The 13,211-nt window shown below is 66.4% G+C and carries 10 protein-coding genes; 1 reads left to right on the forward strand and 9 read right to left on the reverse strand.

The features are described 5' to 3' along the window. Positions 1 to 94: 94 nt before the first annotated feature. From QC821_RS16050 to QC821_RS16080, 7 genes are all read right to left on the reverse strand, one after another. Positions 95 to 949, reverse strand: coding sequence for a nitrilase-related carbon-nitrogen hydrolase (locus QC821_RS16050; protein ID WP_309723688.1), 855 nt, complete (start codon positions 947 to 949; stop codon positions 95 to 97). Positions 950 to 1,019: 70 nt separating this feature from the next. Then, complete coding sequence (locus QC821_RS16055) at positions 1,020 to 1,910, reverse strand: glycine betaine ABC transporter substrate-binding protein (protein WP_309723690.1); 891 nt, start codon at positions 1,908 to 1,910, stop codon at positions 1,020 to 1,022. Between the two features lie 61 nt (positions 1,911 to 1,971). After that, complete coding sequence (locus tag QC821_RS16060; protein ID WP_309723691.1) at positions 1,972 to 2,703, reverse strand: ABC transporter permease; 732 nt, start codon at positions 2,701 to 2,703, stop codon at positions 1,972 to 1,974. 4 nt (positions 2,704 to 2,707) lie between these two features. After that, positions 2,708 to 3,868 (reverse strand): ABC transporter ATP-binding protein, encoded by a 1,161-nt coding sequence (locus tag QC821_RS16065; protein ID WP_309723692.1) that lies wholly within the window; start codon positions 3,866 to 3,868, stop codon positions 2,708 to 2,710. A gap of 37 nt (positions 3,869 to 3,905) precedes the next feature. Next, on the reverse strand, positions 3,906 to 4,571 hold the full coding sequence (locus QC821_RS16070; protein ID WP_309723694.1) for an ABC transporter permease: 666 nt from the start codon (positions 4,569 to 4,571) through the stop codon (positions 3,906 to 3,908). Positions 4,572 to 4,781: 210 nt separating this feature from the next. Continuing rightward, positions 4,782 to 6,668 carry a putative bifunctional diguanylate cyclase/phosphodiesterase gene (locus QC821_RS16075; protein WP_309723696.1) on the reverse strand — a complete coding sequence of 629 codons (1,887 nt, stop codon included), beginning with the start codon at positions 6,666 to 6,668 and terminating at the stop codon, positions 4,782 to 4,784. 96 nt (positions 6,669 to 6,764) lie between these two features. Continuing rightward, positions 6,765 to 9,518, reverse strand: a complete 2,754-nt coding sequence (locus QC821_RS16080; RefSeq protein ID WP_309723698.1) for a cation-translocating P-type ATPase — start codon at positions 9,516 to 9,518, stop codon at positions 6,765 to 6,767. Positions 9,519 to 9,663: 145 nt separating this feature from the next. Here QC821_RS16080 and QC821_RS16085 point away from each other — a divergent pair, with 145 nt between their 5' ends. After that, complete coding sequence (locus QC821_RS16085) at positions 9,664 to 10,119, forward strand: YchJ family protein (protein WP_309723700.1); 456 nt, start codon at positions 9,664 to 9,666, stop codon at positions 10,117 to 10,119. A gap of 13 nt (positions 10,120 to 10,132) precedes the next feature. On the opposite strand, the gene QC821_RS16090 is transcribed toward QC821_RS16085, so the two are convergent. Further along, complete coding sequence (locus QC821_RS16090; protein WP_309723702.1) at positions 10,133 to 11,479, reverse strand: Na+/H+ antiporter family protein; 1,347 nt, start codon at positions 11,477 to 11,479, stop codon at positions 10,133 to 10,135. A gap of 76 nt (positions 11,480 to 11,555) precedes the next feature. After that, positions 11,556 to 13,103, reverse strand: a complete 1,548-nt coding sequence (gene hutH / locus QC821_RS16095) for a histidine ammonia-lyase (RefSeq protein WP_309723703.1) — start codon at positions 13,101 to 13,103, stop codon at positions 11,556 to 11,558. Between the last annotated feature and the right edge of the window lie 108 nt (positions 13,104 to 13,211).

Raw genomic sequence — 13,211 nt, forward strand, 5'->3', positions numbered from 1 at the left:
TTGGGAGTGGCTTCCGGCTTCTTGATGATCCTTGAGTCTTGCGTCTATCCAAACGGCGATGCCGTATCAGTATAGGGTTAGATGCCGATGATTTTCATGCCTTTTTTGTCAACTCTTTGTCAAGCAGACGGCGAATCAGCGGGGTGTCGGCGTCACGGTGAGTAGGCAGCTCGAAGCGCGCCTCGGCAATCGCGCGCCGCGACAGCCGCGCCTGGAGCAAGGTGTCGCCGTCATCGGCCGCGGCAAGCGTCTCGCCGCGCGGGCCGAGAATCCGCGAACCGCCCCAGAAGCGGCTGCCCGCCTCGCAGCCGATGCGGTTGGCCATGACCACCGGGGTGCCATAGGTCATGGCGTAGAAATGCAGGTTGGTGGCCCAGTTGTGCTCGTTGGAGAATGCCTGGCTGACGATGCCGCTGGCCGAGTTGATCGGCGCACAGAGCACCTCCGGGCGCGCCAGCAGGGCGGCGTGCACCAGCGCCGGATTCCACAGGTCGGCGCAGATCAGCGTGCTGGCCGACCAGCCCCGGTCCAGCGCAATCTGGGTCACGTCGCTTCCGGGGGTGAACCACTTGCCCTCCTCGAGACCGCCGTAGCTGGGCAGGTTGATCTTGCGATGCACGGCCTTGACTTCACCGTGCTGGAGCAGCGCCATGGCGTTGTAGCACTCACCGGGACTGGCCTCCTCGACGAACCCTACCAGCGTACGCATGCTGCCACAGGCCCGGGCCAGCTCCGCCAGGCGCGGGTCGCCGGCGGGCATGGCCACGTCGAGCACGCGGCGGCCGAGACCGTAGCCGGTCAGCGATAGCTCGGGAAACACCAGCAAGTCGCAGCCGGCGTCACGTGCCGCCTCGATCAGCGGGCGGTGGTCGGCGAGGTTGGCGTCGATATCACCCAGCTGGCAGTCGAGCTGGGCGGCGGCGACGTGCAGATGATCGGCATCGGGCATGTGAGTTACGGCGGCCTCTCGAAGCGTAGGCTGGTGGCAGTGTGCCAGCCAGGGATGCCGAGCTGAAGAGTTACAGCAGGTCGTGCTCTTCAAGAAACGACTCGGCGACGCGCTCGATGGTCTCGCGCTCGACGTCGACGCGGGCGTTGAGCTCGGCCATGGTGGCATCGTCGAGCAGCGCCGACAGGGCGTTGAGCTGCTCCTCGAGCTCGGGGAACTCCTCGAGGGTCTCCGCGCGGATCACCGGCGTCAGGGCATAGGCCGGGAAGTACTCGAGATCATCTTCCAGCACGCGCAGGTCGAAGGCCGGGATGCGGCCGTCGGTGGCAAACACCACCGAGACATCGACTTGGCCATCGCGCAGCGCCGGATAGGTGAGGCCGGTATCCATGCGGCTGACGTTGCGGCGGCCGAACTCGAACTCATACATCTCCTGCAGCGGGCGCAGACCGTCGTCGCGGGCATAGAATTCGGCGTTGGAGGCCAGTGTCAGCTCCTCGCCGTCGTTGATCGCCTCGGCCAGGTCGGAGATGGTCGCGATGCCGCGCTCCTCGGCATCATCCTCGCGCATCGCCAGGGCATAGGTATTGTTGGCAGCAGATGGCTCGAGCCACACCAGGCCGACCTCGGCATCGAGCTCCTTGACCCGGGCGTAGGTTTCCTCGGGATCGAGGCGCTCGCTGATGTCGTTGTAGGTAATCAGCGAGGTGCCGGTGTACTCCCAGTAGAGGTCGATCTGGCCGTTCTCCTGGGCCTGGCGCAGCACCGCGGAGCCCATGCCGGCGCGGTTGTCGACGTCGTAGCCGAGCGCCTCCAGGTACTGGGTGGTCATGCTGGCGATGATCTGCTGCTCGGTGAAGTTCTTGCCACCCACCACCAGGTCGGCGCTGGCGGTGGTGCTCGCAGCAGTAAGGACGCCGGCCAGGGCTAGGCTAGTGAGTGCTGAGGTGAGATGTTTCATGGTCATTCTCCTTGCATCAGGGATGTTGTCGTTGGTGGTGATGTTGTCGTAGGCGACGTCGTCACTGGCGTGCCGGGTTGACACCCCGCGGGACGACGAAGAAGGCGATGGCGGCGATCAGCGCATCGACGAGAATCGCCAGCAGTGCCGTAGGAATGGCCCCGGCCAGCATCATGACCGGATCGTAGAGATCGATACCGGTGAAGATCAGCTCGCCGAGCCCGCCGGCACCAATCAGGAAGGCCAGCGGTACGGTGCCGATATTGATGGCGAGTGCCGTGCGGATACCGGCGAAGATCACGTACAGGGCGTTGGGCAGCTCGACCCGAAATAGCCGCTGGGCAGGCGACATGCCGATGCCCGCGGCTGCCTCCATCAACGCCGGCGAGACGCCCTTGAGCCCGGCGTAGGTATTGCGTGCGATGGGCAGCAGTGTGGCGACGAACAGCCCGAATATTGCCGGCACGGTGCCGATGCCCAGAAAGCTCATCGACAGGGCCAGCACCGCCAGGGTGGGGATGGTGGTGCCGACATTGAGCACCTGCATCAGGCTTTCTGCCCAGCGTGCCATCGACGGACGCGATAGCAGGATGCCCAGCGGAATCGCCACGCAGATCGCCAGGCTGCCGGACACGGCGGTCAGCCACAGGTGGCCAACCGCCAGGTACTGGACGTCGGGCAGGTGCCACAGGAAGTCATCGATGATGCCACTGGCGTGGCTCCATACCCCGGCGGCGAAGACCGCCAGCAGCAGCAGCGCGCGCAGCGCCCCTTTCATGCTCTGAATGGGCATCGGCTCACTCCTTCGCTGCGGCGTCGGCGGAACCCATGGCGGCCTGGTGGGCGCGATAGCGTGAGCCCAGGTGGCTGGTGATGGCACGCTGGGTGATCTGTCCGCATACCCGGCCGTCGTCATCCACGCAGGGCAGCCAGGTGATGTCGTGGGCGAACATCAGCGAGGCGACCTTGCGCAAGTCGTCGTCGAGATGCACCGCCGCAGGCACGTTCTGAAAGTGATCGCGGCAGTAGCCCTTGGTGGTGCGCGCCACCGAACGGCTGACGATGCCGGCGGGCTGGCGCTTGTCGTTGACCATCAGGATGGCGTTGGAGTAGCCGAAGTCGTCGATCCGCGCCAGGGCGGTTTCCAGGGTGTCGCCGGGGGTCACGCTGCCGATTTCATCGGAGACGATCTCGCGCACCTTGACCAGATTGAGACGCTTCAGCGCGCGGTCCTCGCCGAGGAAGGATTCGACGAAGGCGTCCTTGGGGGCAGTCAGCAGGTCATCCGGCGTGTCGTATTGCACCAGCCGGCCTTCACGGAAGATCGCGATGCGGTCGCCCATCTTGATCGCTTCGTCTATGTCGTGGCTGACGAACATGATGGTCTTGTTGAGTGCCTGCTGCATCTTGAGGAACTCGTCCTGAATCACCGCCCGGTTGATCGGGTCGATGGCCCCGAAGGGCTCGTCCATCAGCATCACCGGCGGGTCGGCGGCAAGTGCCCGGGCCACACCGATGCGTTGCTGCTGGCCGCCGGAAAGCTCGCTGGGGTAGCGTTTGAGGAAGGCGTCGGGCTCCATGGCGATCATCGCCATCAGCTCGCGGGCGCGCTCGCGATACTTGGCCTTGTCCCAGCCCAGCAGGCGCGGCACGGCGGTGATGTTCTCCTCGATGGTCATGTTGGGAAACAGCCCGATCTGCTGGATCACATAGCCGATGCCGCGGCGCAGGGTCTGGGTATCCATGCCGGTGGTGTCGTCGCCGTTGATGAACACCTTGCCCGAGGTCGGCCGCACGATGCGGTTGATCATCTTCAGGGTGGTGGTCTTTCCGCAGCCGGAAGGGCCGAGCAGCACGCAGATCTCGCCGGAGGGTACCTCCATGCTGATATGGTCGGCGGCGACCACCGCCCCCTTGGGCGTGTCGAAGACCTTGGTCAGGCTGTCGAGTCGAATCATGCGGTAATCCTTGTCTGGTGGCAGTGGCGCTGTGGGCTCAGGCGGTGGACGCGGCGCGTTCCATCCCCTTCGGCGTCAGGCGCTTCTGCAGCGCCAGCAGGGCGTAGTCGACGATGATCGCCAGCAGGCTCACGGCAATCGCGCCGACGATCAGCTGGCGCGGGTCGGACTGAGAGATGCCGCGGCTGATGAAGGTGCCGAGGCCACCGGCGCCGATGTAGGCGGCAATCGCCATCACGCCGATATTGAGAACCACGGCGGTGCGCACGCCGGCCATGATCACCGGCACTGCCAGCGGGATCTCGACCATGCGCAGGCGCTGGTTGGGACTCATGCCGATGCCGCGGGCGGCCTCACGCAGCGCCGGATTGACATTGTTGATGGCGGTGTAGGTGTTGCGGATGATCGGCAGCTGCGAGTAGAGCAGCACGGCGATTACTGCCGGCACGTAGCCGATGCCGTGACCGATCAGCGACAGGATCGGGATCATGATGCCGAACAGCGCAATGGACGGGATGGTGATGATGATCGAGGCCGCGTAGAGCACGCTGCGCGCCAGACGCTCGTTGCGAGTGATGGCGATGCCGATCGGCACCCCGGTCAGGGTGGCCAGGCCCACGGCTACGCCGACCAGAGCGATATGCTCGAGGCTACGACTGGCCAGCAGGTCGATATTGTCGAGCGCGTATTGAATCAGCTCCACGCGGCGATTCCTCCGTGTAGGTGCGATGCTGGTCGCTGGCAGTGCACGACCCGGACGACAGCGCACGCAATACGGGCAGCGGCGCGTGGACGAGTCGTTGAACTCGAGGTAGGGCGGGTCGCGTTGGAACGACCTTAGTCTAGCAAAGGCGGGTATCTATTTGTTTTGAAAATGAATAACGATTTCAAATTGCAATCATGAATAATGCTGCTAGACCGTTGGGGTGGGCGGAGGCGAGAGCGGTGCAGGGCCAGCCAGCAGGCGAGCAAAGGCGTCGGCCGGCAGCGGACGGCTGATCAGGTAGCCCTGTATCTCATCGCAGCCCTCGGCGGACATGAAGCCGAGCTGCTCGGGGGTCTCGACGCCCTCGGCGGTCACCGTCAGTCCCAGGCTGTGGCCGAGGGCGATGATCGCGCGGGCGATGGCGGCATCGTTGGCGCCGCCGGGGATGTCGCGGACGAAGCAGCGGTCTATCTTGAGCTTGTGAATCGGCAGCTGCTTGAGGTGGCTGAGCGACGAATAGCCGGTGCCGAAGTCGTCGATTGCCAGGCTGATGCCCTTCTCCTTGAGCAGGTCGAGGGCCTCGATGGCACGCTTGGCGTGCTGCATGATAAAGGTCTCGGTGACCTCGAGTTCTAGCTTATCTGGGCTGAGTCCGCTGACCTTCAGCGCATGCTCGATCGAGGCCACCAGCTCGCCGCCATCGATCTGGGCACCGGCCAGGTTGACCGCCAGTCGCTCCAGGGACAGGCCCTGGTCGAGCCAGTAGGCGACCTGGGTGCAGGCCCGTTCCAGCACCCACTGGCTGATTTCGCCAATCAGGCCGCCACTCTCGGCGGCATCCAGGAACAGCCCCGGGGCGACAAGGCCGCGAACAGGGTGCTGCCAGCGCACCAGCGCCTCGGCACCAGTGATGTGTCCACTGGCGGTGGCCACGATCGGCTGGTAGTGAACCACGAACTCGCCGCGCTCCAGGGCGTAGCGCAGCTCGGTCTCGAGTAACAGCTGGGCCTGGGCGGCCGCGGTCAATTCGGTGGTATAGAAGTCGTAGCAGTTGCGGCCGCGGGCCTTGGCGCGGTACATCGCGGCCTCGGCGTATTCGAGCAGCTCGACGATATCGTCTGCGTCGCTGGGGTAGACGCTGATACCCAGGCTGGTGGTGACGAAGAGTGGCTGGTCGCCAAGCATGAAGGGCTGCTTGAAGTGCTCGAGCAGCTTGCCTGCAATGATCATGGCGTCCTGGGGAATCATCAGATCCTCGAGCAGGATCACGAACTCGTCGCCGCCCAAGCGGGCCACGGTATCGACGGCACGAAGGCCATGCAGCAGGCGCTGGCTGACTTGGCGCAGCAGCTCATCGCCTAGCCGGTGGCCGAGGGTCTCGTTGATGACCTTGAAGCGGTCGAGGTCGAGCAGCAGCACCGCCAGGTTGCGGCCGAAGCGCTTGGCACGGCGCTGGGCGTGGCGCGCACGCTCCACGAACAGGGTGCGATTGGCCAGGCCTGTCAGGGCGTCGTAGTAGGCCAGCTCGTTGAGTTGCCGGCGCACGCGGTGGGTGGCCATGCTGGCGCCGAGCACGTCGCCGACCATCTGCAGGGCGTCGAGCTCGATGCCCGACCACTCGCGCTCTTCATCGGTATCGTCGAAGCCAATAAAGCCCCACAGGATGTCATCCACCTGGATCGGCATTACCGCCAGCGACAGGATGCCCTGGGGTGAGAGAAAGTCTTGCTCCAGCGCCGGCATGTCGCGAACCCGCCCGGTGATCGCCATGCCTCGCTCGAGCTGCCGCGTCCAGCGGCCGTTGCCAATTGCGTCGAGGGGCATGTGCTGAAGACTAGGGTTATCGATCTGAGCGATGACGCCGGCCCGCACCCACTCCAGCCGCTGGCTGGCCAGCAAGCCGCGATGTTCATCACGGTATAGCTGGAAGACGTACACCCGGCTGACGTCCATGGTCTCGCCGAGGCGGGCCAACACCGCTTGCTGAGCGTCGCTATCGTCACCGGCGCGCAGCAGCCGGGTGGCGGCAAAGTGCATCGCCTGGATGATCCTGCCACGTCGTGTGACTTCCTGATCCGTTGCGTTAGCGCTCATCGACGCCGGCTCTCCCTGCTCTGTTATTTTCGCTATTGCCCAAGTTTATGAGCGTTTCGTTATTTCAACAGTAGCAGTTTTGTCACCGGCCGAGGTTCAACCGGCCGTCGCCGGTTGGGCGTGGCGCCCACGGCGGCGCAGCACCCATTTCTCGCCCTCGACGATCAGGAACAGCGCCACGCTGGCGGCTACGATCATCAGCCAGTGGTTCACGCCCAGCGCGGCGCTGGCGAAGATGACTTGCATGAACGGCAGGTAGGTCCAGGCCAGCTGCAGCAGCATCACCAGGCCGATGGCGATCCATACCGGCCGGCTGCCGAAGACGCCTTGCCAGGACAGCGAGCTGTTGATCAGGTAGCGGCTGTTGATCAAGTAGGCGGCGCTGCCGGTAACCAGCATGTTTACCGCGCCGCTGCGCGCCAGCTCCTCGCTGCCGCCCTGGGCCATGATCCAGCTGAACATGCCGAATACTCCGGCAAGCAGCAGCATTGATACGAACACCACCCGCCACAGCAGGAACATATCGAGCAGCGCGGCGTCCGCATCGCGCGGCTGGCGGGCCATGATGTCGGGTTCGGCGTCCTCGAAGGCCAGCGCCAGGCCGAGGGTCACCGCCACCACCATATTGACCCACAGCGCCTGCAGCGGGGTCACCGGCAGTAGGGTGCCGGCCAGCACTGCAAGCATGATCGCCAGGCCCTGGCCGCCGTTGGTCGGCAGCAGGAAGGTGATGGTCTTGCGGATATTGTCGTAGACCTTGCGGCCCTCCTCGATCGCGCCGGCAATGGTGGCGAAGTTGTCGTCGGCGAGCACCATCTCGGCGGCCTCCTTGGCCGCCTCGGTGCCCTGGATACCCATCGCCACGCCGACGTCGGCACGCTTCAGTGCCGGGCCGTCGTTGACCCCGTCGCCGGTCATGGCGCAGATCCCGCCGCGGGCCTGCATCGCCTTGACCAGGCGCAGCTTGTGTTCGGGGGCGGCGCGGGCGAAGACGTCGACCTCGAGGATGCAGTCTTCCAGCTCGGCGTCCGACATCGCCTCGACCTCGCGCCCGGTCAGCGCTCGCTCGGTGTGGGCGAAGCCCAGCTGCTGGGCGATGGCGCGGGCGGTCACGGCGTGATCACCGGTGACCATCACCGGGCGGATGCCGGCCGCCAGACACTGCTTGACGGCGCGAATCGCCTCGTCGCGGGGCGGGTCGAGCAGCCCCACCAGCCCCAGCAGCACCAGCTCCTCCTCGGCGTGCTCATCGGCCAGTTCATCGACGTCGTGGAGTGTCTTTTCGGCCAGCGCCAGTACCCGCAGGCCGCGGGCGGAGAGGTCGTGGATGCGCGCTTCCCACGCCTGCGCGTCGAGTTCGACACTGTCACCGTCAGCACCGCGCTGGCGGTGGCACATCTCCAGCAGGCGGTCCGGCGCGCCCTTGACCAGCAGGCGCGGCTCGCCGTCGAGCTGGTGCAGGGTGGCCATGTACTTGCGTTCCGACTCGAAGGGGATGGCGTCCTGGCGCTGGTGGTCGCCGCGCAGGTCGCGGGCCTCGATGCCGGCCTTGGCCGCGGCCACCACCAGCGCGCCTTCGGTGGGGTCGCCGTGGATCAGCCAGCGGCCCTCCTCCTCGGCGAGCTCGGCGTCGTTGCACAGCACCCCGACCTTGAGGAAATGCTTGAGCGCCGGCTGCTGATCGAGGTCCAGCGCGTCCTCCATTTGCCGGTCGTCGACCACGCCATGGAAGTCTCCTTCTGGCGCGAAGCCGACGCCCTCGATACCGATCTCGCCGTCGGGTAGCCAGATCGCCTGGGCGGTCATCTCGTTGCGGGTCAGGGTGCCGGTCTTGTCGGAGAAGATCGTCGAGATCGAGCCCAGCGTCTCCACTGCCGGCAGCCGGCGGATGATGGCGTTGCGCTTGGCCATGGCCTGTACGCCGAGCGCCAGGCCGATGGTGACGATTGCCGGCAGGCCTTCGGGGATCGCTGCGACGGCCAGGCCCACCGCGGCCATGAACATGTCGCCGAGGGGCTGACCGTGGACCAGCATGCCGAACAGCCCGGTGAACAGCGCGGCGGCGAGGATGAACAGCGCCAGCACTCGGCCGGCGCGGTCGATCTGGCGCAGCAGCGGGGTCTTGAGCTGTTCGACGCCGCGCAGCATCTCGGAGATACGGCCGATCTCCGAGCGCGTGCCGGTCTCCACCACCAGCCCGCGGGCGGTGCCCTGCACGACGATGGTACTGGCATAGGCCATGGCGGTGCGGTCGCCGAGCTCGCTGTCGGCGTCGACCGGCTCGAGCTGCTTGTCGACCGGGGTCGACTCACCGGTCAGCGCGGCCTCTTCGGTGCGCAGCCGCTTGGCCTCGATCAGGCGCAGGTCGGCGGGCACCCGGTCGCCGCTCTCGACCATCACGATGTCACCCGGCACCAGCGCCTCGGCGTCGATGGTCTGGCGCTGGCCGCCGCGCAGTACCTTGGCCTGGGGCGAGAGCATGTTGCGTATGCTGTCCAGCGCCTGCTCGGCCTTGCCTTCCTGGACGAAGCCGATCAGCGCGATGATCACCACTACGCCGACGATGGCCGCGGCGTCGAGGGTATGACCCAGGCCCAGGCTGGCCACTGCCGCCACCAGCAGGATCATCATCAGGATATTGTTGAACTGCTCCAGCAGGCGCCGCCACCAGGGGCGGCCCTCGGCCTGCTGGAGCTGGTTGGAACCATAGTGTTCGAGGCGTTGCTTGGCCTCGGCGTCGCTGAGCCCCTCGGCCTGGCTGTCGAGCTCGGACAGGGCATCCTCCGCGGAAAGGGCATGCCAGGCAGTACTGGTAACGTTGGCAGAGCGAGTCGACGGCTGGTCAGGCATCCTGGCCTCCTTGTCGGGAATCGATGATAAGCAGGTGTAGCATAGACAATGCTGCGCTGCAGTGATCCATATCAAGCCATGCCAAGGTGATCCAGGCATGGCAGACTGCGGCTTTTCAAGCGTAGAACAGCGAGGAGAGTGGCAAATGGCCGAGCAACGCCCCTGTCCGTGTGGTGATGGCCAGGACTATCAGGGCTGCTGTGGGCGCTACCATGCGGGCACGCCGGCGCCCACTCCCGAGGCGCTGATGCGCTCGCGCTTCAGCGCCTTCGTGCTGAAGCGCGACGACTACCTGCTCGAGACCTGGCACCCCGACACGCGGCCGGCGAGCCTGCCCGACGACGACACGACCCGATGGGTGCGGCTCGAGGTGCTGGAGAGCGGGGCCTCGGGTGAGCAGGGGCATGTGCACTTCCGCGCGACCTTCCGCGAGGGGCGGCGCTGGGCGGTGCTGGAGGAGGCGTCGCGCTTCGTTCGCGAGGATGGTCGCTGGTACTACCTGGACGGGCGTCCCGGGGTGACCCGCTTGAAGCCCGGCCGCAACGACCGCTGCCTGTGCGGCAGCGGTCGCAAGTTCAAGGCCTGCTGTGGGATGGGTTAAGGCCAGCCTCGAATCACAGGATCATGGCGGCGACCCAGCCGAAGGCGATCAGCGGGATATTGTAGTGCAGGAAGGTCGGCACCACGGTGTCCCAGATATGGTCGTGCTGGCCGTCGGCGTTGAGGCCAGCGGTGGGGCCCAGGGTCGAGTCCGAGGCCGGCGAGCCGGCGTCACCCAGCGCCGCGGCGGTGCCGACCAGGGCGATGGTGGCCATCGGCGAGAAGCCGAAGCCCAGTGCCAGCGGCACGTAGAGCGAGGCGATGATGGGGATGGTCGAGAACGACGAGCCGATGCCCATGGTGATGAACAGCCCCACCAGCAGCATGACCAGCGCGGCCAGGCCCTTGTTGTCGCCGATCAGCTCGGCGGAGCCGGCGACCAGGCCCTCCACTTCGCCGCTGGCCTGCATCACGCTGGCAAAGCCCGCTGCGGTGATCATGATGAACCCCACCAGTGCCATCATGCGCATGCCTTCGGTGAAGATGCCGTCCTGCTCGTGCCAGCGGAACACCCCGCTTACCGACAGCAGCGCAAAGCCGAAGATACCGCCCAGCACCATCGAGCCGGTCACCAGCTGCACCGCCACCGTGCCCACCAGCGAGGCCGCCAGCACGGCTTTCTGCCAGGGCGCCAGATGGCGTGCCGCCTCGGCGGGTGTCTCGTCGCCGTGGGCCAGGTCACGGTCCTCGTAGCGGCGCCCCTTGCGATAGCTGAACAGCACCGCCACGGCCAGGCCCAGCGCCATGCCGCCGATCGGAATCAGCATCGCCATGGGCACCATGCCGCGGGTCACCTCGAGGCCCAGCGCGGCACCGCTCTCGTTGAGGTTGGCGAGCAGGATATCGTTGAGGAAGATCGCCCCGAAGCCCACCGGCAGCAGCATATAGGGGGCGGTAATACCGAAGGTGATCACGCAGGCCGCCACCCGGCGGTCGAGGTTGAGGTGATTCATCAGCTTGAGCAGCGGCGGCACCAGCACCGGAATGAAGGCGATATGCACCGGGATCAGGTTCTGGGAACTGACCGCGGCGGCCAGCAGCGCGGCGAGCAGGGTGTAGGCCACCAGGCGGCGATTGCCGCCGTCGCTGTCGAGGTTGAGGCCGGCGATGGCGCGGTTGGCCAGCAGCTCGGTGATGCCCGAGCGCGACAGCGCCACGGCGAAGGCGCCCAGCACGGCGTAGGAGAGCGCGATGGTGGCGCCGTTGCCGAGCCCGTCGTTGAAGGCGTCGAGGATCTCGCCCAGCGGCATGCCGGCGACCAGGCCGCCGACCAGGGTGGCGACGATCAGCGCGAAGACCACGGAAACCCGGGCAAGACTCAGGGAGACCATCACCAGGATGGCCAGAACGATGGCATTCATGAAGCACTCTTGTGGTTGGATTGAGCAGGGATGACGAGCCCCGCGGCCAGGCACCGCGGGGGTAAATCACGGCGGCTCAGCGAGCGCTGGGCAGCATACCGGCGGGCACTAGCGTGCTCAAGCTGCGCGCTGCCAGCAGCTCGCTGGCGGCTTCGATATCGGGGCCGAAGAAGCGGTCCTTGGCGTAGTAGCTGACGCGCTCGCGCAGTGCGCTGCGGGCCTGCTCCAGCGCCGCGGTGCTGGTCAGCCGCTCGCCGTCCTGAATCCGAAAGTCGAGGCCCTGGCAGGCCGCCAGCCACTCGATGGCGAGTATCCCGCGCACGTTGTCGGCCATCTCCCACAGCCGCTTGCCGGCGGCCGGCGCCATGGAGACGTGGTCCTCCTGGTTGGCCGAGGTGGGCAGGCTGTCAACGCTGTGCGGGTGCGCCAGCGCCTTGTTCTCGCTGGCCAGGGCCGCCGCCGTCACCTGGGCGATCATGAAGCCGGAGTTGACCCCGCCGTTCTCGACCAGGAAGGGCGGCAGCTGGGACATGTGCTTGTCCATCATCAGAGAGACGCGCCGCTCGGTGAGCGAGCCGATCTCGGCGATGGCCAGCGCCAGGTTGTCGGCGGCCATGGCCACCGGCTCGGCGTGGAAGTTGCCGCCGGAGATGATGTCACCCTGCTCGGCGAACACCAGCGGGTTGTCGGATACCGCGTTGACCTCCACCGCCAGCACCTCGGCGGCCTGGCGCAGCTGGGTCAGGCAGGCGCCCATCACCTGGGGCTGGCAGCGCAGCGAGTAGGGGTCCTGGACCTTGCCGCAGTCGACGTGGGAGTCGCTCAGTGCGCTGCGCTCGCCGAGCAGGTGACGGTAGGCCGCGGCGGCATCGATCTGGCCCTGCTGGCCGCGCACGTCGTGGATGCGCGGGTCGAAGGGCGAGCGTGAGCTGAGCGTGGCCTCGACGGTCAGCGCGCCGCAGACCGTGGCGGCGGCGTAGAGGTCTTCGGCGTCGAATAGTCCCTTAAGCGCATAAGCGCTGGAGACCTGGGTACCGTTGAGCAGCGCCAGACCCTCCTTGGGGGCCAGGGCGATGGGCTGCAGGCCGGCGATCTCCAGTGCCTGGCGGGCGGGCAGCCATTCGCCCCGGTAGCGGGCCTTGCCTTCGCCGAGCAGTACCACGCTCATATGGGCGAGCGGCGCCAGGTCGCCGGAGGCGCCTACCGAGCCCTTGAGCGGGATATGCGGGTAGACCTCGGCGTTGGCCAGGGCGATCAGCGCGTCGAGCACCTCACGGCGAATGCCGGAGTAGCCCCGCGCCAGGCTGTTGACCTTGAGCACCATGATCAGCCGCACCAGGGCGTCGTCGATGGCCGGGCCGACGCCGGTGGCATGCGACAGCACCAGCGAGCGCTGCAGGTCTTCGAGGTGCTCGTGCTCGATGCGGGTCTGGGCCAGCAGGCCGAAGCCGGTGTTGATGCCGTAGACGGTGCGGTCTTCGGCGACGACCTGGTTGACGCAGTCGACGCCTTGCTGGATGGCGGCATTGGCGCTGTCGGGCAGGCTCACCTGGATGGGCGCCTCGAAGACCTGGCGCGCCTGGGCCAGGGTCATCTTGCCGGGGTGGATCTCGAGATGTGGCATGCGGTGAATCTCTTTTTAAGGTGCGTTCTTTGCTGACTGGTTAGGAGCTGTTCCGGCGCTCAGCGCATCAGGCGTTGGCAGCTGAAGCGATGAGCTTTGCCGGCAACA

Source organism: Franzmannia qiaohouensis (assembly GCF_031451695.1).
In the GTDB taxonomy this organism is placed as follows: Bacteria; Pseudomonadota; Gammaproteobacteria; order Pseudomonadales; family Halomonadaceae; genus Franzmannia; species Franzmannia qiaohouensis.